This is a genomic window from Thiomicrospira sp. R3, assembly GCF_029581415.1.
Taxonomy (GTDB): Bacteria; Pseudomonadota; Gammaproteobacteria; order Thiomicrospirales; family Thiomicrospiraceae; genus Thiomicrospira.
Window position 1 is genome coordinate 48834 of record NZ_CP121121.1, and the last position, 22897, is coordinate 71730.

Genomic DNA, 22897 nt, shown 5'->3' on the forward strand with positions numbered 1-22897 from the left:
AAACCATGCCAACTGCAAACCAAAATAAAAAACAGCGATTAAGTGCAGCTAGGCCTCACCCCCTCTTGCATATCACCCTGTTATTTTTAATTACGCTTATATTTTCTGCATCAGCGCACGCCAACCCTATAAAATTAACCATTCAAATAGACTGTGTAGACGCACTTGAATGTGATGCGCGAAACGCACTTATTAGCCAGCTTAAACAAGACCTTTCTATTGCGCAACTTGAAACCGATGAGTTCCCCGCGCAAACCGATTTTTTATTTAATCGGGTAGAAAATGAAATCCGTAACGCCTTACGCGCCCAGGGTTACTACACCCTTCAACTTGAAAAAAAACTAGACCGTCAGGCCGCTAACACGCTTATTGAACTGGATATTTTGCTCGACCTACCTGTTAGAATCAGAAAAATTGACATTCAAATACTCGGAGCAGGAAAAGATTTAATAGAATGGCGAAATTACCGCCAATTTGAACTCAAATTAAGACAGGGAAATCAACTGAATCATAGCGATTACACCCGTACCCTATCCGACCTTCGCAATATTGCGCTAAACCAAGGCTATCTGGATGCTGAATTTATGCGTCGTGAATTTAGAGTTTATCCTGACCAAGCTGTGGCCGATATTTTTATTCACCTTGACACCCGAGAAGGCTACCAATTTGGCGACATACGGTTCTCAAAAAGTCAAAAAGTACCCCAAAGCCTACTTAATCGCTATAAAGAAATCCAACCTGGCGACCCGTTCAACCAGCAAGACATGACTCGATTACAGCGCGCACTTATTGATAGTCGATATTTCGGCATGGTTCGTTTAGACCCGGTTTTTGAAGAAGAACAAAATCGCCAAATACCGATTAATATAGAGCTTGAAGACAATATGCGCCAAGCCTACAGTGCGGGTATTGGCTATGGAACCGATACAGGGGCTAGGCTACTTCTAGGTTTTGAAGATCGCATTATTAATCGTCGCGGTCACAGTTATCAAGCAGATGCACTCTATGGTGAACGCGCCCAATCTTTTCAATTTAATTATCGCTTACCCGGTCCACGCCCCATTCGCCAAGAATGGAACATTGGCTTTAGTGTCGACGCCACTCAATCAGATAGCCTTGAGCGAACACGAACCGCTTTTACACCGAGCTTTATTTTCAAACTTGATGATACTTGGCAACTCAACTTATTTAGCTCACTAGAAAAAGAAAGCTTTCAATATAGCCAGCAACCTAAAGAAGCCAACCAACTTCTGCTGATTGGTGCAGGCATACAAAAACGCTGGGTAAATAACCAGGCCTACCCCACTTTAGGCTATCGTCATAACGCCACCCTTAGGCTATCAGCCGAAAACACGCTTTCTGAAAGTGAGTTTATACAATTCGAATGGTCAAGCAGAGGCATTTACGCGCCCACAACCTTTTGGCGCATTCTCGGCAAAGGTCAGGTAGGGATAACCTTTGCCGACTCTGATCAAATTATTCCATCCAGCTATCGTTATTTACTCGGTGGCGAAAACCTGCGCGGCTACAAATTTGAATCCATTGGCCTGCTGGATAATTCAGGACAGTTTAGCGGTGGACGCAATATGGCGCTTGCTTCCATAGAAACCGACTTTCGCTTAAGCCAATTTATGGGGCTGGGCTTATTTACTGATGCTGGCCAAGTAACTAACCAAAATACACCCAAATCGCCAAAAGTAGGCGCAGGCTTCGGACTAAGAGGGTTTATCCCCATAGGTACGGCAAAACTAGACATTGCCTGGCCCGTTTCTGAACCCGACTATAACCGTCATTGGCGAATTCATTTATCAATAGGTCTCGATTTATGAGTCAAGCCCATACCGCTTCATCATTGTTCACTCGATTAATTCGTTTAACTTATCGACTCACAACAGGATTGCTGGTTTCAGCAATCGTCATTCTATTCACCCTGATCAGCCTGTTACTTTTTCATCCCAAGGCACCTAATTATATTTGGCCTTATTTGCCTAAGTGGACAAACCAGACTGTCTCTATTAGTCACTCAGAGGGAAGCCTTTATTCAGGACTCAACCTTTACCATATTCAATTTGACGACGGCCACACTCAACTAGACGTTGAACAACTAACCTGGCGTTGGAATCTATTACCCTGGCTTTATGGTGACTTTCGATTTAAACACCTTGCGATCCACCAATTAAAATTAAACCTTAGTGAAAGCAACGAAGCGCCCCAACCCTTTAACTGGCAAGAACTTTACCTCAGCCTTCAGCAACCTTTTGGTTTTATTAAACAACTAGGATTTGACCTTGCTATTGACCACCTCACTTTGCAGGCCGTTTCTATCCAGCAAGCGAATCAAGAGATCATTAAAGTTGACTACCTCAATAGCCAATTGGGTTGGCAAGCCAGGCAACTCAGGCTGGACCAATTAACAACCCAATTCGAGCTAGAACACCACCCCTACCAGGCCTGGCTAAACTTACGCGCTCACTTTCTTGACCCGCAAAAAACCGAAGGCCAGCTAGCGCTTACATTAAACGGACTGGATAATTTTGAACCGCTAAACCTTGAGCTTTCATGGTTTGGCACACTCGATAACCTGGACTTTACGCTCAACAGCCAGTCACCCTATAGCATTCGCTCAACTCATCAATTAAAACTCGATCCAACAAGCATTCAACTTGAATCGAACTGGCAGCAGATAATGGCTGAAATCAACCAAGATTGGCGACTACAAATCAACGACAGCAAGACACTAAACCGGTTTGATTTTGAGCTAGGTCAAAGCCATCACGCTATTGCACTCAAAACTCAAATAAATGACTGGCCCCAAAAAACCATCGAACTTACAGCCCACTACACGCTTGCCCAACAATTAAACTACCAATTGGATTTGCTTATAGAGCACCATGGCCAACTGGTTAACTCTGGAGCGATTCAATGGCCTAATGCTTCGGATGATTTCAACCTAGCCGAACCCAAAAACATTCAACTAGATTTAAAAACCCATCAATTAAACTTAGCCTGGCTTGATCCCTCGCTTAACTACCATCTCACCAGTGATTTAAATTGGCATCTAAGCGACTTCAAAACCCGCCTAAGCCAACTTAAAATCAATAAACTTGATCTTAGCGGTTTGCCCTACTCCTTAAGCATGGCCGGCCAGCTTGATAGTCAACTAAACCAAGATGATAAGTATGCTATTGAGCTTAACCTTGACTCGATAAACTATGCCGACCAACAAGGCCGGTTATTAGCCACTATCAAACTCAACAAACCGCTTGATGAGTTCGTTATCGACCAGCTAGTTGCTGAAGTAGGCAACAATCAGCTTGAACTCCAGGGTGAACTAAAACAACAGGATTTTATACTCACCTTGACTGCTCAATTGAACCAACTCGAAACCTTAGCGAAGGTTTATGATATTCAAGGTCAAACAAGCTTAAAGCTCTCTGCTCATGGACAGTTAACCCCTGAATTAAACGGCGTTAACCAGGCCTGGTTAAATCTTGATATTGAAGCGCCCAGCATTCAATATCAAGACTTTTTAGTCAAACAGCTTAAACTTGCTGCCAACCTACCCCTGCACGATTTAAGCGGCGCACTATTTGACCTAGAACTGGCAAATTTAATTCAATTACCAAACCAATCAACCAACCAAGAACCAGCAGCTAATGAGTCAAACTCGCTTATTAGCGACTTAACCCTAAAACGCCAACGCGCCTCCCAGCTTACCCATGGCATAAACACAGACCTAGCGCTAAGCAACCCAAATGCCCAGCTTACACTGAGTCTATTTGAAGCCAACCCATCGCTCGACAACCTCGGTGTCGATATCCGAAATATGCAAATTATCCAACCCAACACCGGTATTTGGCAACTCACCACACCCAGCCAACTCACCTGGCAGAAAAAAGAAGGCCTTGAACTTAGTTCAACCTGCCTCGCTTTAGCGTCTAGTTCCGCAAGTCAAATGTGCGTCGCCATCCAACAAAACCAAGCATCTTGGCAACTTATTAAATGGCCGATTATTGATTGGATAACCCCTTTTATCCCAGAAAACTTAACGATTAAAGCCGAACTTGATGGCCAAGGGCATGTTAACTGGCAAGATACGCTGGAGGTTAAACAAACCATTCGCATTAAACAGGCAGATATTACCCTGATTGAACAGGGCTACGAGTGGCCGCTATCCATTGAGCAACTCGAACTCGACTTGAACTGGAACCCTGAGCAGGCAACCCTAACCACCCATGCCTTGGTGAACAAAACCGGCAACTTTGTTGCAGATCTCAAAGCCTACCCAAACCCTGAATGGAACAATGCCGAGTTAGATGGCGTGGTACGCCTTAATCTAAACGACCTAATATTAAGTGAACAATTCATGCAGCAATTTGAAATCCACCAAACTCAACTTGATTTGCAAACCTCGATAATGGGATCCTTAAGCGCTATCCAACACAATACTAGAGCCAACCTAAGGCTAGACTTTGATATACCGCTACTCGAATTGAATCAACAAACCATTCAATTACAAGGTGATATTGCTAATGACCAAATCAATGCCATCGGCCTCTGGCAGCAACCGCAAGATCGCCAAGCTCAATTAAGCCTCAAAATTGCGCCGTTAAGTCCAGAAGCCGAGGTTGAGCTGCAGGTTTTCACCGAGTCCATTGAACTGCTTAAAGCACCCTTTGCAAGGGTTTTCACTGCGGCTGATTTAAAACTGTTTTTTGGTCAAGACCGAAGACAAATAGAGGGCAAAATTGAACTTCACAATAGCTTTATTGACCTCGCTAAAATGCCACTTCACCAACGCACCACCCCCAGTGAAGATGAAATCATTATAGGTGCCGATGGCGATATACTGCACAGTAACCGCGATGAATTACCGATTGAATATAACCTGTCCATTGGCTTTGGAGAAAACGTTCAGGTCAATGTAATGGATGCACAAGCCAATCTTGGTGGTGAGCTTCGACTCTCCCAAACCCATCAAGATCAGGATATGAGAGCCTTCGGAGAAGTGAGATTTACATCGGGTTATATTCAACTCGAACGTAGAAATCGTGTTTTGATTGATGGTTCAAGGTTTAGCTTCAATGGAAACATCGCTAACCCTCAGCTTAATGTCAATATTTACAGAGTGGTGGAACGCACGACCGCGCGACTAAACATCACCGGCACACCCACTCAACCGCAATTTATATTCTATTCTAATCCGCCCATGTCGGAAGGACGGATTATTAACCTATTGATTTTCGGACGAACGGCCGACCTAGAAAATGAGCCCAACTACGAGTCGCAAATACTTACCGCTTTTTATCGTTTTGGTATTCAAAACAACAGCCGTGCACTCAATCGTTTCACGCGAGCCTTAGGCGTACAGGATATTTATTTTGATGTGCAAGACAATCAAGTGAGCAACCTGTTACTCGGCCGCTCGTTAACGGATAATCTCTATATTCGATATGCGCACGATATGTCTGGTCAACAAAATAACGCGATCCAAGTATTCCTGCAAATCCATGAAAACTTAATACTCAAAAGTGACAACCGCGATGATCGCAGTTCTATCGACTTAATCCACCAGCGTCAGCGTAAGTAGTTATTTCGTAGCTATTGGACATCCGCTGCAAGATCGGTTAAGAGTTCCCACTGATCTTCTGTGAGGATTTCACGCAATTGTGCCGCACATTCAACACTCATTTCCACCCGGCGCTTCTCCGCCTCGGCTATCAAGGTTATCAGTTCTTTTTGCGCCGCAGGATCCGCATCATACCGTGATGTTAACTCCCAAAGTTCTTTACGAAGTTCACGGGTCATGATTTCATTTGATTCGCGCTCCGCTGTCATCACATTTGCGATTTGACGAATGCTCGGAGCCTGCTCAGGGGTTATTTCCAACAAGAGTGCATTGGGCATAACATGCGGCATTAACACAACCACCGGCGTGGCTAGATTAAAGTTACGCTCGGCCAGGGCTGCGTTACTGGTTACCAAGCCTAATGATAAAACAGCGGTAGCTAATCCTAGTGCTTTCATATCCTACTCCTTTGTTAACAAATAAAACCAACACAATGATTAAACCACGAACCCGGTAAAAACAAAATGCAAGCTTAAAGAGATTAGCAAACGCTAAATTAATTATAAATTACCTGAACAACCGATGATAAGTACCCTGTTTAGCCAGTAGCGCCTCATGATCACCGCTCTCAATAATATGACCGTCTTCAAAAACCAAAATACGATCCGCTTGGCGAATTGAACTTAAACGATGAGCAACAATCAAAGTCGTTCGTCCCTCAAAAAATGGCGCCAAATCCTGATAAAGCTTGCGTTCCGTTTCTAAATCTAACGCTGATGTGGCCTCATCCATAATCACCACTTTAGGGTCTTGCAAAATCATCCGAGCTATCGCCAAACGCTGGCGTTGCCCGCCTGAGAGCTTAACCCCATTGCGCCCGACAACTGTATCCAAACCCTGCTCTAACTCCTCAACAGTTTTTGCTAACTGGGCTTGCGCTAAAGCTTGCCAAAGCTGTGCATCCGTTAGCTCCCGACCCAAGGCAAGGTTAAAACGGATCGTCTGATTAAACAACATCGGTGTCTGCAGAACCGTCGCAACATGCTCGCGCACCAAATCATAGCCAACCTGCTCAATCGGCTGGCCGTTATAATATACCTGCCCTGAATTGGGCTGATAAAAACCCAAAAGCATCTGCACCAGGGTGGTTTTGCCTCCACCGCTTGCCCCAACCAATGCGAGCTTTTCCCCGGGTCGAATTTCAAAACTTAAATCATTCAAAACCTGTTCGGTTTTACCAGGATAGTGAAATTTCAACTTCTCAACCCTTACCTCAACGGGCTGGTTTGTACTGAAGGGATTGGTTTTTGTTGGATAGCTAGGCTCTTGCTCTAAATCCAACACAGAATTAATTCGCGATAAGCCTGCGCTTGCGGCGTTATAGCTGTATTGGATCGCAAGCAATTCCTGGACGGGTCCCATCATAAACCATAAATAACCAAATACCGCCATCATTTGACCAATTGATAAATCGGAGAACACGACCATCAACATGCTCACACCACGAAAAATATCAAATCCGACCAGAAAAATTAAAAACGACAGACGACTGGCCGCATCACTTTTCCAAGTAAAGGTTTCTGAAAAGCGTTTTACATTAAATGCTTTATTGTTAATGCCTTGAAAAAACGCGCGCCCTTGATTACTAGCACGAACTTGCATTAAGGCATCCAAGGTTTCTGACAAGGCTTGCTGGAAGGCATCCAAAGCAGAATTTTCGTCTTTTTTAAGCGTCTTAACTTTGCGGCCCATCCTAACCGTAAAATAAACCACTAGCGGATTCATCAACAAGATAAACAAGGCTAACTGCCAATGAAGCCACAATAAAATAATGGTCATACCGATTAAGCTAAACAGCGCAATCAACAACTTGCCGACCGTTGTTCCCAAGAAATTATCAATAGTATTAACATCCGTTACCAGCGTGGAATTCACTGACCCGGTGCCCAGTGTTTCATATTGCGCCATGGATACACCCTGCACACGCGCTAATAAATCGCGCCTTATGCGATAGGTCACGTCTTTCGAAATCACCGTAAACTGCTGCATTTGCCACACACCCAACCCTACGCCCACCGCGCGCAATAGAATCGTCAGAATAGTAATCGCCACAATATAATAAACCGCCGAATACCAAGTCTCAGGTGCCAAAGCTTGCAGGCTAGCAACAATCCAGCCCGGCTGATCAAGCAACACCTCATCAACCAACAACGGCAATAGCAACGGCAAAGGAATAGTGGCTAAGGTAGCAAAAAATGCAATGATATGGGCTTTTATTAATAAAGGTTTATGGCTTTTGATTAATTGCCAAATACGCTGCCAGTTATACGGCTGCACCAGGCCTGGTTGTAAGTCTTGCAGATTCTCTGTGACTGTAGGTTGACTCGACGAAGTCGCAGCTGTATTCATATCGACTCCCAATAAGACCAGTTAGTAGGGTAATTTAAATAAACGACAAAAATTTTCTGTTGTTACCTGTGCAACCTGCTCAAAGGGTAAATCCCGTAACCGCGCCAACTCTTCTACTACATAACGGGTATAACCCGGTTGATTGATTTTGCTGCGATACGGCGCAGGAGCAAGATAAGGGGCATCCGTTTCAACCAGAATTCGATCTAATGGCAAAGCTTGAGCAACGGCTTTAAGTTCTTTTGCATTTTTAAACGTCAAAATACCGGAAAACGAAATATAAAAACCCAATTCAATCGCCCGTTCCGCCGTGGCCAAGTCCTCAACAAAACAATGCATAATCCCGCCAACCTGATCAGCACCTTCATCACGCAGAATCTGCAAAACATCTGGCGTAGAAGCACGGGTATGGATGACTAAAGGTTTGTCGAGTTGCTTTGCAATCGCAATATGCTGACGAAATCGTGCTTTTTGAAAACTCAAATCCACCTGATCCGGCGACTGATGAAAATAATCCAGCCCGACCTCACCAATCGCCAAGACTTTCGGATGACGCGCCACCTGAAGAATCTCCTCGTCGGTTGCACTCACCGTCTTATCACTGCAAGGGTGAATACCTATACTGGCATAAACTTGCGGATGCCTATCCGCCAGCTCAATGACCTCCTGCCATTTATCCGGCCCAATCGCCACACACATCATGCGCTCAACACCTAAATCAGCGGCTGTTTTAATCACCTGCTCGGTATCGCCCAAGCGCTCCACCGGCAAGATGTTTAAATGACAATGTGAATCGATAATCATAGGTTAGAGCCGCCCTCTTAGTCTAGAGTCTTTAAAAATACTCGGGAGTGATTGACAATTTTTAGATTGTAGCGTGACAAAAAGCAAACATAATGACTCTAGCAACAACTCTTTATTCGCATTGCCCAGCCAATCACGCTTGGCTTGCACCAACTGCTGCTGAAAACTAAACCAGTTAACATTGAAGGCCTGCTGTTGATAAAATCCTCGACGAATCTCATTCACACTAAGCAGATAAAATTGGTCAAACACCGTCTCTGGCGAAGGATACTTTAGCCAGGCCGCCGCGCACACACTCGGGGTTTTGTTTCCACTGGCCAGCTCGCTCAAATCACTTTGCCAGCTTTCGTCTTGCAACCAGGCCTGGTTGGATAACCAATCGAATGCGGCAAGCGGCGCGCCCCAATTTAAGCGCAATGCACGTTTAGCGCGATCTGCTGTAACGCCTGGAACCACCTGACCCAACCAGGCCTGGCTATCGGCCAAAGCAGGCGGTGTAAAGGCTAGTTGTTGACAACGGCTTACAATGGTCGCCGGTAAACGCGCTAACTGATAACTGGTTAAAATCAACAGCGTTTGCTCAGGAGGTTCTTCGAGAGTTTTTAACAAAGCATTAAATGCCGAACTATTTAACCGCTCGACTTCAGGCAATACGGCCACCTTATAGCCGCCTTGATGTGAGGTTTGCACAAGCTTTTGGGTAAGCTGACGCACCTGATCAACCCCAACCTCTTTTTTACCATCCAACACATCAAGCTGAACAAAATCTATATGTGTACGTTCCAAAAACTGGCGGCAACCTATGCAGTGCCCGCAAGCATTATGCTGTTGGCAAAATAAAGATTGCGCCATCTGCTGGGCAAACTCCGTCAAACCTAAACCACGCGCCCCCGTTAACAAATAAGCATGCCCCAAGCGTTCAAACTGACTTAACCAAGCAGCCCATTGCATCTGTTGCCAAGGATAAATCATTAACCCACCAACCTAGTAAGCTGAGTGCTAATCTGAATTTGAACCGCCTCCAAAGACTGAGCCGCATCAACAACACAATAACGCTCCGGCGATTGAGCCGCACGCACCAAATAAGCTTGACGTACTTTTTCAAAAAACCCATTCTGCTCTTGTTCAAACCGATCGATTTCACCCCCTCTGGTCGCCACACGTTGCATACCAAGCTCAACAGGCAAGTCAAACACAAAGGTACAATCCGGTCTAAAAGCTTGCTGAACCCAGTTCTCAATCGGCGCAATACGCTCAAACCCTAGGCCACGAGCCGCGCCCTGATAAGCATAGGTCGCATCAGTAAAACGATCAGATACCACCCATTTCCCTTGTGCCAACGCAGGTTTAATTAAGGTTTCAATATGCTGCGCGCGGGCGGCAAACATCAATAACAACTCACAACTCGGTGTCATGGTTTTATAGCGCTTGTCCAGCAATAAACCACGAATCGCTTCACCCAATTCAGTACCACCCGGTTCGCGGGTCACTACAAACTCAATGCCCTGCTCATTTAACCACTGTTCAATAAAGCGCAAATTAGTAGACTTACCCGCCCCTTCTACACCCTCTAGGGTTAAAAACTTTCCTATCATTGCGCCTTATCCTCTCGTTAATTTAGCGGTTTAAGATATAACGACGAACCGCACGATTATGCTCTTCTAAGGTTGCTGAAAACTGATGCTCGCCATTGCCTTTCGATACAAAATACAGCGCATCCGAGTCATCCGGGTTAACTGCGGCAAAAACCGCCTCTCGGCTCGGCATGGCAATCGGCGTCGGCGTTAAGCCATGATTACGATAGGTATTATAAGGCGTCCAGGTATCCAACCCAGCCCGCCCAATTCGACCTTGATAACGCTCACCCATGCCATAAATAACCGCTGGATCCGTTTGTAATCGCATTCCCTTTTGTAAACGCCGCACAAAAACGCCGCTTATTTTCTCACGCTCATGCGCCGCACCGGTTTCTTTTTCAATAAGTGACGCAAGAATCAAGGCTTCATAAGAATTTTTTAAGGGCAAACCCTCGGCTCTATTTTGCCATGCCTGCTCCAAAACCTGCTGCATCGCTCGAACCGCTTGAGTCACTAAAACCAAATCGGTTTCACCCTTGTGATAATAAAAGGTTTCCGGCAACAACCAACCCTCAAGATTCTCACTCACACCTAAATCAGAACCCAATGACAACCAGGCCTGGTCATCTAAAACTCGATTAATTTTTGGCAAATCTGCCAATTTTTGCTTAACCTGCTTGAGCGTTTCACCCGGAATAATCACAAACGGATAACGCACACGCTGAGCGAAGATAAGCGCCTCAGCAAGCTCAGAAAATGTCCATTTGGGGTTAACCTCTAATTCCCCAGGGCGCAACTGATGGGCGATTTGATGATAACGTAAGTACCACTCAAACTCACGAGGACGTTCAAGCAGGCCTGCTTGATAGAGATGCCGCGTAATGCTTCGCGCCGAAACACCAGAAGGTATCTCAACAAGCTTAACCTCAGAATGTGACGAAATAGGCTTGCTCAAGGTTATATAAACCCAGCCATAAGCCACCAGCGCACTAACCACCGCCAAACCCAAAGCCACAGTCGTTAAACGCTTAACAACACATAGCGTGGCACAAAGCGCAATCGTATTGCTGGGTTGATCTTGGTTATTATCCGTATTATTTTCTGAAGAAGGTTGCATGCGATTCAAACTAGGCTCAAAAACTAAACCTGAATTATAAGGGAAAAACGCGAAGACTAACTAGTTTTAGTCATGAATTCTCGATACCAAAAATAGCAAACACAAAAAAAGCCGGCTATTGCAATCCGGCTTTCTAAAAACACTCACTCATAGTATGTCCAAAGGCGAATGACTTTAATTGCTTGGGTGGTTGTCATGGTTTCACCAGGCCTGGTTGCTTCTTGTTGTCATCCCTGTCTACACGGGGATGACTGTGGGGGGGTTGGGGGGGGGTTATAAGCATTTGTAGTAGCTTTTATACCAATTCACAAACTTGCCAATACCCTCTTCGATGCTGGTGCTGGGTTTGAAGCCGGTGTCTTTTGTTAGTTCGTCTACATCAGCATAGGTAATGGGTACATCTCCGGGTTGCATGGGCAAGAGGTTTTCGTTGGCTTTTTTGCCGGTGGCGGTTTCTATGGCGGTGATAAATCGGCGCAGGGTGACGGGTTGGTTGTTGCCTATGTTGTAGATTTTGTAGGGTGCGCTGGCGTTGGTGATTTTGTTCGTCATACCGGTTGTTTCTGTTGTCATCCCGGCGTAGGCCGGGATCTCTGGAGATCCTGAATCAAGTTCAGGATGACGAGCTTTTAGTTCAGAGTGACTTACTGGTGGGCGTTCCATGACGCGGGTGATGCCTTCTACGATGTCGTCGATGTAGGTAAAGTCGCGTTGCATGTCGCCGTTGTTGAAGACGTCAATGGTTTGGCCTTTGAGTATTTTTTTGGTGAAAGAGAAGTACGCCATGTCTGGGCGGCCCATTGGGCCGTAAACGGTAAAAAACCTTAAGCCTGTGGTTGGGATGTTGTAAAGGTGGCTGTAGGTGTGTGCCATGAGTTCATTGGATTTTTTGGTGGCGGCATATAAGCTGATGGGGTAATCCACTCGGTCTGCTGTGCTAAAGGGTTGTTTGATGTTCATGCCGTATACCGAGCTTGAGCTGGCATAAACCAGGTGTTTGATTTTGCTGTGGCGACAGCCTTCTAGGATATTGACAAAGCCAGCTAGGTTGGAATCCACGTAGGCGTGCGGGTTTTCAATTGAGTAGCGCACGCCCGCTTGTGCGCCAAGGTTAACAACGATATCGAAGGCGTTGTCTTTAAATAGGGCTTGTATCCCTGCGCGGTCGGCAAGGTCGAGTTTTAGAAAGGTTAGGTTTTGGTGGGTGTGCGGATTCGGCTGGAGATTCCGGCCTTCGCCGGAATGACGGGAACTTTCGCCGGAATGACCTGTTTTTTGCGTTATATCTAAACCCAGGGCGTTTAGGCGGTCGAGTTTGAGCTGTGGGTCGTAGTAATCGTTTAGGTTGTCTATGCCGACGATGTTGTGGCCGAAGGGTTTTAGGGCTTGGATGAGGTGAAAACCAATAAAACCAGCGGCGCCGGTTATTAGAATGTTTAGTTTTTGATTTTTGATGTTTAATTGCATGTGTTTTATTTCTTTGTTTAACTTATTGATTTTTAGGAATAGTTTCTTAAGATGCGTTCAAGTTGATTGACGCTTTCTTGATGAATTTGTGGATGCGTTTGCGCTACAACACTGTCCACAATAGCTATGTTTGCAGTGAATATTTTACTGGGTCTAATGTAACTAAGTTGGATCAATTGGCCTTGTGTAAAGTCTTGTTGGCGTAATTCAATGGCGTTTGGGTCGGCATAAGCTTTACTTGTTATTTGGCAAAGGATTATATCGTCCTTAGGCAGAACAGCTAATACGAAAGCGGGTCTTTTCTTTGACCCGCTTAAATCAGAAAATGGAAAATGCACAAATACGACGCTTCCTATTGATAGGCTGCCCATGCTTTATCCTCTTCAGGGTTAAGCCAATCTTTAGCTAGCGCCTGTTCACTAAGTAGCATGGCTTCATTATCTAGCTGTTTTGCTTGGCTTTGATGAGCGTATTTTGCTTTTATAAATAAAAAGAAATCTTTAACTTCTTGCTGAGCATGTTCAGGTAATGTTTGCCATTCTTTAGTTGAAATTGTTTCAATCATTTTTGGCTCCTTAGTTTTCTAGATATCATTCAGTCTTTTCCGAACAGGTCTCTAGTATACACCTTGTCTTTTACGTCTTGTATGTCATCCGTTAGGCGGTTGGCGATAATGACGTCGCTTTGGGCTTTGAAGTCGTTCAGGTCGCTGATGACGTTTGAGTGGAAGAATTCGGTTGCGCCCTGCTCGGTTAAAACTGGCTCGTAAATAACGATTGGGATGCCTTTGGCTTTGATGCGTTTCATCACACCTTGGATGGCGCTGGCGCGGAAGTTGTCGCTGCCTTGTTTCATGACGAGGCGATAGATGCCTACTTTGGGGGCTGGAGATCCTGAAACGAGTTCAGGATGACGTTCGGTTTGTTCAGGGTGGCTTTCGGTTAGTTTTTTTAGAATTTGGTCGGCTATGAAGTCTTTGCGGGTGGTGTTGGAATCGACTATGGCTTGGATTAGGTTTTGTGGCACATCTTGGTAGTTAGCCAGTAACTGTTTGGTGTCTTTGGGCAAACAATAACCACCATAGCCAAAGCTTGGGTTGTTGTAGTGGTCGCCGATGCGTGGATCAAGGCCGACGCCTTCAATGACTTGTTTGGTGCTGAGGCCATGGGTTTCACAATAAGTATCGAGTTCGTTGAAGTAGGACACACGCAGGGCTAGGAAGGTGTTGGAAAATAACTTAATGGCTTCAGCTTCGGTGGCGTCGGTGAACAATACTTGGATTTCGTTTTCTGGTTTTTGCGCCCCTTCAACGAGTAGATTGGCAAAGGTTTGCGCGCGCTCGGATTGCTCGCCCATGACGATGCGCGATGGGTGCAGGTTGTCCCATAGGGCTTTGCCTTCGCGCAGGAATTCTGGGGAGAAGAGGATGTTCGGAACCTTGTTGTCATGCTGAACTGAATCCAGGTCATGCTGAACTTGTTTCAGCATCTCAGAAGATTCCGAATCAAGTCCGGAATGACGGGAGCCTTCACCGGAATGACGGGAGCCTTCACCGGAATGACGGGTGCCTTCACCGGAATGACGGGTGCCTTCACCGGAATGACGGGTGCCTTCACCGGAATGACGGGAGCCTTCACCGGAATGACGGGAGCCTTCACCGGAATGACGGGAGCCTTCACCGGAATGACGGGAGCCTTCACCGGAATGACGGGCAAATTTTTGTTTTACGGATTGGGTGTAGCCCACTGGCACGGTAGACTTGATGATCATGATCGCTTGCGGGTTTATTGCGAGCACATCGGATATTACCGCTTCAACGGATTTGGTGTTGAAGGTGTTGGTTTGGGTGTCGTAGTCGGTTGGGGTGGCTATCACGACAAAGTCGGCGTTTTGGTAGGCCTGGTGTTTGTCTAGGGTGGCGGTTAGGTTAAGTGGTTTATTAGCTAGGAAATCCTCTATCTCAGCATCGATAATCGGTGATTGTCTGTTATTCAATAGGTCGATTTTTTCCGGCACGATGTCTAGCGCAACAACTTCATGGTGCTGGGCCAATAATACGGCTAGCGATAAGCCAACGTACCCTGTTCCTGCTACGGCGATTTTCATAGTTGTTTCCTGTATTCTCTTGGTCAGGGTTGAAGACGCTACCGCCCTACGCTGTCGCTACGTATAGGGCTTGTTGTCCGTAAAACGGGCCTGTTTCTATGCGTATGCCGTCGCCATTTTTTAGCTGGGCTAGGCCTTGGGTTTCTAGTTGTTGGGCTTCTTGTTTTTGTATCTGTCCAATGATGGCATCGTCTAGGGTAGGTAGATGGTTGCCAAAGCGTACAATTTGCCACACCCCTTTGGTTGAGCGTATGGGCGCCCAATTTTGATTTTCATCACAAAGCTGTATAAATAGGTAGCGCGGGAACAGGGGGTGTATTTGTGGGCGCATTTTGCCGCGGCAAGGTGTTTGTAGTTTGATTTTGGGACTATAAACCTGGTAGCCTTGCTGTGTCAGGTTTTGTTCGGCCAGCGCATCTTGCTTGGGCTTGGTCATTATAAGATACCAACGGTTCATGGGCGCTTGTCTCGAGTGGGTGATTGCGCTGGTTGTTCGTGATTTTGGTTGTGCAGTTGGATGAGCTCTTGTTGCAGGGCATCGTATTCTTGCTTTTTTCGTTGGATAAACGTTTCGGTTAGTGCGATGCGTTGCGCGATGCCTTTTGGGGTGAGTAGGTAGCGATAGTTTAATTTGTTGTCGCTGTGCGCGAACCGCTCTACTTTCACCAGACCTTTTTCGATAAGCGCTTTGAGAAGGTAGTTGGTTTTGCCAACACTAAACCCTAGGTTTTTCGCCAGTGTGCGTTGGTTGTGCTGTTGGGTTACTTGGCGCAAGGCTTCAAGCTGGGTTGCGGAGTCCATTGTTTTGTGTTTGCTCAATTTTTGAACGTGGGTATATTCTACACCATAGATTAGAGGGTTACCATGCTTTATTTTGTAGATATTCATACTAAATGCTAATTTTGATCCCAAACTTTGTTCCGTCGGCCTTTTTCAAGCGGGTTGTTTGTCGCTTCTTGGCTCGCCAACTATTTTAGACCCTAGCTTTAGACCCTAGCCTGGGTTACTAGTGCTTTCTCGACGCTTACGCACCGCTGATGCAACCAAGGCATAAAAAACACCTAGCATAAAACCTAGCACTAACCCCACCGCCACCATTAAACTGCGTTTTGGACCAGACTTCTGCTCCGGCACCACAGCCGGATCAATCGTCCGAAACACAAAATCCGCCTCCGTTTGGGCTAAAGTGAGGCTTTTTAAGTTTTCTTCAATAATTCGGAACGCAACTTGGCGATGTTCAACCAAGCTAATTTGATTCAACTGACGCTCTAGAAACGCAATCGAACGTTGCGCTGAGTCAACTTCCTGTTGGCGCATATGTTCATTAACCGCTGTTACTAACTGATTTACCCAGCGACTGGCTAGTTCAGCATCGGTATGTTCAATGGCAAGGGTTACCAAATTATTGTTGCGATTTTCATTCACCGAAATCATGTCGCGCAAACGCTTAACGGCTTGCTGCATGGTAGGTTCGCCAGGTAATAAACCCTCATCCCGTCCAGTAGCACTGGAGTCACTGCCACCCAGCACCAAGCCCTTTAGCTCACTCAGCATACTGGGCTTGGATTCTAGCCAGCTTTGAGTTTCCAGGTCCCAACTCTGCTCAAACAACCAGGGCTTTAAATCATGAGTAGCAATAAAACGACTTAAAAACGCACGTGACTGTAAAACAGCCAGTGCTTCTTGCGATTTAGACGCTTCACCCTTTGGCAAACTGACACCCGCTAAACTGGCTAGGCCAGCATATTGGCCTAAACCACCACCTCCACTAGCAACCGGAATCAATGAAGCTTCTGCTTTGTAGGTATTGGGCAAAGTTAATGAATAAATAGCTACGGCTAGCCCGAGTAATAGCGTTGTACCAGCAATTAACCACTTTTGCTGCCAAAGGGTTTGAAATAACTCCATTAAGTCAATTTCATCGTCATCATAACGCCCAACAACTTGTTCAGAGGCGACTAAGTCCAGTTCAGCCGCCTTGTTATCATAGCGTGCCATTAATCAAACACTCCTATCACTTTCAGCGTTGCCGCTGTTACCGCAAAATTCGCTAAAATAGAAGCAACACTACTCATCGTAAACAACGGATTCACGCGCTCCACATCCATCGGCACAACAATCGTGGCGCCCGCTTCAAGCTGCAGTGTGCGACTAGCAAACATCCCACTGCGGTAATGCTCGACGCGGCCATCACCATGCACCACAAAAACCTGACGTTTATCGGCACGACGCGACATACCACCGGCTAAGTCAATATAATCACTCACCGTTAAACCAGGCTGATAAATAAACGATGCACTACGTAACACCTCGCCTGTCACCACAATCTCGGTAGGACGCGGGGGGATCACTAAACGGTCACCATCCACCAGTTCCATTGCCAAGGTTGCCTGATAACGACGCGGCTGGACCGGATCTAAACCAATCACTAATCGACCCAAAGCCGGGGTCTGCCGAATCCGCTCGATTAAGGTATTCCCCATCTGCAAAATAGCGCCTGGATCTGTGTTATAAAAACCGGCATCGGCTTTAACACTAAGCAACAGATTTTTCTCTAACTCATCCGCTGATTGACGCAATTCACGCTCTTCTTGCAAACGCAAAGATTCACGCAAAAACACCGCATTGCGAGGTTCTGCCCATTGTGTAAAGCCACCAGCGCGCACTAAGAGTTGCTCCAGCGTTTCGCCTGGTTCAATGGTGTAACTGCCAGGAAAACGTACTTCACCTTCAACCGATACCACGCGGGCCGAATCAGCCCAGTTCGACACCTGCTTAACAATAACCTGATCGAATGGCATAAGTTGATAGCGTTCAGGGGCGACACCCGCCAAAACTTCACTTAAATCAATATTAGAAACCTGCGTAACTCGCTCCTCACCATCAACAATACGATGCCTGACTAAATCCGCTTGCGTTGCTACCGCTTGATGACGCAAACCGCCCGCGGCTACCAGCAAGTCTGACAAGGTAGCACCTGCAAATAACGGATACTGACCTGGATAACGCACCAACCCAGAGATCAAAACCACTCTAGCTGGCTCTGCTTGGGTAGCCTGTTCACGCATAACCGCCAAATCGTTTGCTAACAGCTCAACACGCGACCCATCCTGGGAGGAAAACACATACAGCCTATCACCTGGCGTTAGCATCACAGCAGATAAGTTAGCCAATTGCGTGCGACTAAAAGAAAGCTGCCCCGTGCGCTGATCACGATGGCGAATTAGCACATAATCCTCATCGACCAACGGCAAAGGGCCGCCAGCACTCATCAATAAACTCTGCGCATCCATTGCTACCATCAATGGATAGCTGCCAGAAAAACGCACATGACCCTGCACACTCACTACCGGCGCGGGTGCATCGGCCGTAGCCTGACTGGACAATTTAGCAATAATCTGCTCCAAAACCGCTTGACGCGCCGCAGCATCACGATTCGAAAACACGAATACCTGATCACTGGCCATCAAGGGAGTATGCAGTGCCTGTAAATAATTGGTGCTTAGTACCTCATAAGGCTGACCTGGTAGGGTTTGACGCAAAATCACCAAATAATTTAAATCGGCATCACGCTTAAAAGCCGCACGATTCGGTAATAGCTGCCCCAGTGTTACGCCCTCATACCAAGGGTAAACGCCTGGTCGCTGTACTTCGCCTTCAAGTTGTACCACATTAGCCAACTCATCCACCAGGCCTGGTACTGCCAACACATCGCCATTTTGAACTAATTGATTTAACGTTTGGTTTTGAGTTAGGTTTAGGCTCAACACCGTAGCAAAACCATCGGCCTGTACACGGGTTAGTTTCGCTTTGTCACGATAAGCCTGTGGTGAAAACCCACCCGCCAAACGAATCACATCAGCAAAAATCCGCTCAGATTTAAGCTCATAAATAGCGGGCCGTTGTACCGCACCGGTTAAAGACACCTGTTTACCCTGCACCGGAATAAACACCGTATCACCCGGTTGCAAGCGCACATCATCACGGCTGTTACCATGAATCAGTAAATCATACAGGTCTAGCTTCGCAATCAACTCACCCTGGCGGCGCAATTCAATATTACGAAACGACCCTATCTCACTAATACCACCCGACACATAAAGCGCATGCGTCATAGTCGCCATACCACTCACTAAGTAGGAGCCTGGCATACGGGCTTCGCCCATCACAAATATGCGAAACGACCGCATTTCACCCAATGTAATACTTGATTCAATCCCTACCCCTAAACGCTCCAAATGCTTTTGCAATTCGGTCACCGCATGGGTAAAGGTTAAACCGGCCACCACCACCGGACCGACATTAGGTAGTTGGATTTGGCCATTACGGTCAACCACCAACTGCATGCGCTCGTTTTTATTGCCAAACAAATGAATATTAAGCTGATCACCCACACCTAGAATATAGTCGGTAGGCACAGGAATATCATTCACTGGGGCAAACGTCGTTGGCTGACCGGCAAACAAACTCGCACCAAAGCGTGTTAAACCCAAATTGGCCAGATTATGTTTTGGTGTCGATAAACCACGCTGCTGTTGATCAACAGGAGTAATTGGCGCATCCACTTCAAAGCTATCATCCGGCGATTTAATCGGCGGCAAGGGCTTAACACTATCCACTAACAACTCGGGTTGCTGTGCAACCGAACCGACCGGATTGGCGCTCGTTAAACCTGAGGGCTGACTGAGAAGTTGTTGCTGTTGCGCAGGGGACAATTGATTAAACATCCGTAATTGCTCATCGGTTAACCCCGCTAAATTCGCCGAGGCTGCCTGCAGCCAAAAACCTAAGGTCAGTAACACGACTAACATCAACATAGATTTTAAACCCAGCCCACGCCCCATTTGTTGCTCAATTCTCATGCTACTTTCAAACCTTTTACTTTAAAGTTAATGATTCTATCGGCTTAATCCAACAAAGACGCTGGACGCGAATAATACTGATAACGCCGTTTATCAGTTATGCCGTACAACTGTTGTGGGCGATTCAACTTCTGACCACCATCACGCGTTAAGAACTGAAAATTGACGCGCCCTGTTTCACGCGTCGATTTTAAACTAAACATATCAAAAGGTATCACCACATAAACACCCTTATCAAAACTGCCCTCGCCAAAATCTTCGGCCGAAACATTGGTTCTGCTAGCCCAGGCACCCAAACGAGCGTTGTTTAAAAAACGCCGACTGACATCAAAGGTTACGCCACGGTCTTTAGCTAAATACTGGCCGGCACTCAGCTGAATTAAAACTTGCTGCCACTCATAATAACCGGTGACATGCCCTGTTAATACCTGATAATCCCGCAAACCAAAGCCCTGATCAAACGCGCGTTGTTGCACAAAATTGGCATCCACACCGAGCGCCCAGTTCTTACCGAAGGGTCGATATAACAACTCACTGCCCACCCCGGCATACATGGACTCTAAATAACCGCCATAACCCAACCAAAACAGATCATCGGTCGGCTGGGCATGCGAGGCGGCATAAAACTGGCTCATGCGCAGTTTTGAGGTTTTTAAATAATCACGAATCTGTGTACGCACGCGCGGCAGATTGGAGGAGGCTTCATATTCAAATTGATCAAAATTATCTAACAATCCCAACTCCAACCCCAAATTTAATGAATGGCGTTGCTGTTGATCAAAATGATAGTGAGCTAAGGCACGTAACGACAATTGGTAAAGCACAAACTCGTCCGGCCCCCCAATATTCGCCGATAAGGCGGGTAACAGACTAAAACTTAGCGGCTCAGGTTCAGCCTGATAAAGCGTTTGTTCCAAGGATTCCGAAGGCTCCAATGACCCCGAAACACGCAACACCGTCGACTCTGGTGTCGCCACCAGCTCGGCCAAATCAACAAACGCATCCCGCGACAGTCGCGCCACCGACAAGGTTAATCCCACCGTCTGCTCGACTACTTCAAGGTGTTTTACTTCATCGGAAGCCAAACGATTATGCACCATGCGAGATACCCGACCAACACCCTGATTCAAATCATTGTAGTTTGTTTGTGACCCAGTGATTCGCAAGGTATCGCTTGATGAATCGACCGCCACCTTAGAAACAGCAAAGCCAGCCTGGGTGTGCAAGGCTTCGCTCAAGGCCGGCCAATCAAGACTAGTGACCTCGCCCACCGGCGTAATCAAAATAGGCTCTGGTGCCATATCAAACAACTTCGGCGCAATCGGCTGAACCAAACTGGTGCGTAATGTAAGACCCAACATAACCGTATCGCCACGCGCCCAACCCAAGTGCACATCAAATCCATTACCAAAACTATAGACACCAGCAACATTAATGGGACTGCTTTGCTTAAACCGATTTCGTAAAGGTTCGTTTTGGTAATCATTGGCATCATAATCCAACTTAAGCACCAAAGGCCAAGCAGCCATTTGATAGGCGAGACCTGCAAACACACTGGTACGATCACCCGAAAAATAACTATCGAGATTAAACTCGCCACCCTCACCAGAATCATTGCGCTCACGCCGAGCAAAATTATTGCCTAAGCGTTTAAAAGGATTTGATAACTGCCCTTGCTGCCCCAAATAACCCCAGCCAAAACCTAGCGAGGCATCAAAACGCCCCCACTGTTTAGACGCAACGACATACTCACCGGAAAACAGGCCTGTGCCCCCAATATCGCGCACCCCAACCGCAATCTCCGGCCAATAATAGCTTTCGGCTAATAACCGCAACTTAGCATCAAAAGACTTGTCTTTATAACCTTGATTTGAGATACCATAAATTCGATTATCAATATCGGTGTATTTAAACAGCACCTCTAACCAGGGTGCTGGCTGACCAAACACCACAAACTGGTTGTAGGGCTCAATGCGACTCAAATGAACCCCAAAATCGCCATCACGATGCATTCTCGCGCTGGGCATGGTTACATAGCCGACACCGCCATACGCGGTTTGCGACGGGCTCACGCGCTCTGCGCCCTGTACTGATGTCACGCCTGCCGCCATTAACAAGCCACAAGCCAAAGGCAACAAGCCCAGCTTAAAAATACGCCTAGGCTTACTAGCGTTTAAAATGATTGGGTTACTAACCAACTGGCTAAATCCTCATTGAATGCGGGATAATCACGTATCCATCGTTTTGGCGCCAGCGCCATCACCCAGGCTCCGGGCGATACGGCTGCCGCGTTGTATGTCCAAGCGCCATAACGCAGCTGATCAACTTGGCCATTTGCTTGAATCACCCACACCTGTCCGGGCACCAGGCCTGGTAACAAGCCAGCAGCCCGCACATAATCAGTAATGGTTTGCGCCGGAGCATGTCGCAAGCTAATGCGATGAAACCCCACCAACTGAATAGAGTCTGGACGATTGACTAATCGCAACACGGCGCCAGTGCGCACAATAGGATCTTGATTAATTGCCAACTCGATAGCTTTCGGGTCAATTAGCGATACTGGCCGCCGCCCGGTAACCGCCTGCTGACTCACTAAATTTAGCACCTGCTGAAAATACACCTGCGCATCTGTAGCTTGCTGCTGATTCGATTCAGCGCCAACGACATGGTGAAGAAACGCCAACAAGCGTTGCTGTAACGCCAACTGAGCTGGCTCACGTGCCGCAAATGACAAGTGTGCTCCAAATGGATAATTACATTTGCGCCAGTCACTCAGCGCCAAGAGTTGCGACAAATAAACCGGTTGATCGGCTGTAACCAGCAGCTGATGCCCATCACAATGTTCTACCGTTAAAGTTACCGACGGCGCAGCTGGCAGGGGCGATGCGGCGATGCTAGTAGAAATACCAATAAAAAAGCCAGCTAAACTGACTATGCTGATTAAGCTGATTGTGCTAAAGGGGACTAAAATCCGCGTCACTAACAA

The 22897-nt window shown here is 46.6% G+C and carries 18 protein-coding genes; 2 read left to right on the forward strand and 16 right to left on the reverse strand.

The genetic code is table 11. From position 1 onward, the window contains the following. Window positions 1-5: 5 nt before the first annotated feature. Together P8S55_RS00245 and P8S55_RS00250 are read left to right on the forward strand one after the other, a co-directional pair. Window positions 6-1829: an autotransporter assembly complex protein TamA gene (locus P8S55_RS00245; RefSeq protein ID WP_289224300.1), complete on the forward strand. Its 1824-nt coding sequence runs from the start codon at window positions 6-8 to the stop codon at window positions 1827-1829. Beyond that, window positions 1826-5590 carry a translocation/assembly module TamB domain-containing protein gene (locus P8S55_RS00250; RefSeq protein WP_289224301.1) on the forward strand — a complete coding sequence of 1255 codons (3765 nt, stop codon included), beginning with the start codon at window positions 1826-1828 and terminating at the stop codon, window positions 5588-5590. The genes P8S55_RS00245 and P8S55_RS00250 overlap by 4 nt, the downstream gene beginning before the upstream one ends. 11 nt (window positions 5591-5601) lie before the next feature. Here P8S55_RS00250 and P8S55_RS00255 read toward each other — a convergent pair whose 3' ends face one another. The 16 genes from P8S55_RS00255 to P8S55_RS00330 all read right to left on the reverse strand — a co-directional run bounded on the left by P8S55_RS00255 (window position 5602) and on the right by P8S55_RS00330 (window position 22891). Continuing rightward, a complete protein-coding gene (locus tag P8S55_RS00255; RefSeq protein ID WP_289224302.1) occupies window positions 5602-6027 on the reverse strand; it encodes a hypothetical protein in 426 nt (141 codons plus the stop codon). 109 nt (window positions 6028-6136) lie between these two features. Then, on the reverse strand, window positions 6137-7978 hold the full coding sequence (locus P8S55_RS00260) for an ABC transporter ATP-binding protein (RefSeq protein ID WP_289224303.1): 1842 nt from the start codon (window positions 7976-7978) through the stop codon (window positions 6137-6139). 21 nt (window positions 7979-7999) lie between these two features. Next, complete coding sequence (locus tag P8S55_RS00265) at window positions 8000-8782, reverse strand: TatD family hydrolase (RefSeq protein WP_289224304.1); 783 nt, start codon at window positions 8780-8782, stop codon at window positions 8000-8002. A 3-nt stretch (window positions 8783-8785) separates the two neighbouring features. Further along, window positions 8786-9754, reverse strand: a complete 969-nt coding sequence (locus P8S55_RS00270) for a DNA polymerase III delta subunit-related protein (protein ID WP_289224305.1) — start codon at window positions 9752-9754, stop codon at window positions 8786-8788. After that, window positions 9754-10377, reverse strand: a complete 624-nt coding sequence (gene tmk, locus P8S55_RS00275) for a dTMP kinase (RefSeq protein ID WP_289224306.1) — start codon at window positions 10375-10377, stop codon at window positions 9754-9756. The genes P8S55_RS00270 and tmk overlap by 1 nt, the downstream gene beginning before the upstream one ends. Before the next feature lie 22 nt (window positions 10378-10399). After that, on the reverse strand, window positions 10400-11476 hold the full coding sequence (gene mltG, locus P8S55_RS00280) for an endolytic transglycosylase MltG (protein ID WP_289225279.1): 1077 nt from the start codon (window positions 11474-11476) through the stop codon (window positions 10400-10402). Window positions 11477-11749: 273 nt separating this feature from the next. Next, window positions 11750-12943 (reverse strand): NAD-dependent epimerase, encoded by a 1194-nt coding sequence (locus P8S55_RS00285; protein ID WP_289224307.1) that lies wholly within the window; start codon window positions 12941-12943, stop codon window positions 11750-11752. 32 nt (window positions 12944-12975) lie between these two features. Further along, window positions 12976-13314, reverse strand: a complete 339-nt coding sequence (locus tag P8S55_RS00290) for a hypothetical protein (protein WP_289224308.1) — start codon at window positions 13312-13314, stop codon at window positions 12976-12978. Next, complete coding sequence (locus P8S55_RS00295) at window positions 13296-13508, reverse strand: hypothetical protein (RefSeq protein ID WP_289224309.1); 213 nt, start codon at window positions 13506-13508, stop codon at window positions 13296-13298. The genes P8S55_RS00290 and P8S55_RS00295 overlap by 19 nt, the downstream gene beginning before the upstream one ends. 29 nt (window positions 13509-13537) lie before the next feature. Next, entirely contained in the window at window positions 13538-15049 is a 1512-nt protein-coding gene (locus tag P8S55_RS00300) for a nucleotide sugar dehydrogenase (RefSeq protein WP_289224310.1), read from the reverse strand. A gap of 46 nt (window positions 15050-15095) precedes the next feature. Beyond that, a complete protein-coding gene (locus P8S55_RS00305) occupies window positions 15096-15506 on the reverse strand; it encodes a transcriptional activator RfaH (protein ID WP_289224311.1) in 411 nt (136 codons plus the stop codon). Further along, window positions 15503-15937, reverse strand: coding sequence for a MarR family EPS-associated transcriptional regulator (locus tag P8S55_RS00310; protein ID WP_289224312.1), 435 nt, complete (start codon window positions 15935-15937; stop codon window positions 15503-15505). The genes P8S55_RS00305 and P8S55_RS00310 overlap by 4 nt, the downstream gene beginning before the upstream one ends. A gap of 105 nt (window positions 15938-16042) precedes the next feature. Continuing rightward, window positions 16043-17047: a Wzz/FepE/Etk N-terminal domain-containing protein gene (locus tag P8S55_RS00315; protein ID WP_289224313.1), complete on the reverse strand. Its 1005-nt coding sequence runs from the start codon at window positions 17045-17047 to the stop codon at window positions 16043-16045. Beyond that, window positions 17047-19911 carry an SLBB domain-containing protein gene (locus P8S55_RS00320; RefSeq protein ID WP_289224314.1) on the reverse strand — a complete coding sequence of 955 codons (2865 nt, stop codon included), beginning with the start codon at window positions 19909-19911 and terminating at the stop codon, window positions 17047-17049. The genes P8S55_RS00315 and P8S55_RS00320 overlap by 1 nt, the downstream gene beginning before the upstream one ends. A 44-nt stretch (window positions 19912-19955) precedes the next feature. Beyond that, complete coding sequence (locus tag P8S55_RS00325) at window positions 19956-22109, reverse strand: YjbH domain-containing protein (RefSeq protein ID WP_289224315.1); 2154 nt, start codon at window positions 22107-22109, stop codon at window positions 19956-19958. Further along, window positions 22085-22891, reverse strand: coding sequence for a capsule biosynthesis GfcC family protein (locus P8S55_RS00330; RefSeq protein ID WP_289224316.1), 807 nt, complete (start codon window positions 22889-22891; stop codon window positions 22085-22087). The genes P8S55_RS00325 and P8S55_RS00330 overlap by 25 nt, the downstream gene beginning before the upstream one ends. Window positions 22892-22897: the final 6 nt, after the last annotated feature.

What these genes read in the sequence shown, in the direction of transcription:
- P8S55_RS00255 (WP_289224302.1), bottom strand. Translation starts at nt 6,027, where the DNA reads ATGAAAGCACTAGGATTAGCTACCGCTGTTTTATCATTAGGCTTGGTA.
- P8S55_RS00260 (WP_289224303.1), bottom strand. Translation starts at nt 7,978, where the DNA reads ATGAATACAGCTGCGACTTCGTCGAGTCAACCTACAGTCACAGAGAAT.
- P8S55_RS00305 (WP_289224311.1), bottom strand. Translation starts at nt 15,506, where the DNA reads ATGAACCGTTGGTATCTTATAATGACCAAGCCCAAGCAAGATGCGCTG.
- tmk (WP_289224306.1), bottom strand. Translation starts at nt 10,377, where the DNA reads ATGATAGGAAAGTTTTTAACCCTAGAGGGTGTAGAAGGGGCGGGTAAG.
- P8S55_RS00265 (WP_289224304.1), bottom strand. Translation starts at nt 8,782, where the DNA reads ATGATTATCGATTCACATTGTCATTTAAACATCTTGCCGGTGGAGCGC.
- mltG (WP_289225279.1), bottom strand. Translation starts at nt 11,476, where the DNA reads ATGCAACCTTCTTCAGAAAATAATACGGATAATAACCAAGATCAACCC.
- P8S55_RS00310 (WP_289224312.1), bottom strand. Translation starts at nt 15,937, where the DNA reads ATGAATATCTACAAAATAAAGCATGGTAACCCTCTAATCTATGGTGTA.
- P8S55_RS00270 (WP_289224305.1), bottom strand. Translation starts at nt 9,754, where the DNA reads ATGATTTATCCTTGGCAACAGATGCAATGGGCTGCTTGGTTAAGTCAG.
- P8S55_RS00250 (WP_289224301.1), top strand. Translation starts at nt 1,826, where the DNA reads ATGAGTCAAGCCCATACCGCTTCATCATTGTTCACTCGATTAATTCGT.
- P8S55_RS00300 (WP_289224310.1), bottom strand. Translation starts at nt 15,049, where the DNA reads ATGAAAATCGCCGTAGCAGGAACAGGGTACGTTGGCTTATCGCTAGCC.
- P8S55_RS00285 (WP_289224307.1), bottom strand. Translation starts at nt 12,943, where the DNA reads ATGCAATTAAACATCAAAAATCAAAAACTAAACATTCTAATAACCGGC.
- P8S55_RS00295 (WP_289224309.1), bottom strand. Translation starts at nt 13,508, where the DNA reads ATGATTGAAACAATTTCAACTAAAGAATGGCAAACATTACCTGAACAT.
- P8S55_RS00320 (WP_289224314.1), bottom strand. Translation starts at nt 19,911, where the DNA reads ATGAGAATTGAGCAACAAATGGGGCGTGGGCTGGGTTTAAAATCTATG.
- P8S55_RS00290 (WP_289224308.1), bottom strand. Translation starts at nt 13,314, where the DNA reads ATGGGCAGCCTATCAATAGGAAGCGTCGTATTTGTGCATTTTCCATTT.
- P8S55_RS00315 (WP_289224313.1), bottom strand. Translation starts at nt 17,047, where the DNA reads ATGGCACGCTATGATAACAAGGCGGCTGAACTGGACTTAGTCGCCTCT.
- P8S55_RS00245 (WP_289224300.1), top strand. Translation starts at nt 6, where the DNA reads ATGCCAACTGCAAACCAAAATAAAAAACAGCGATTAAGTGCAGCTAGG.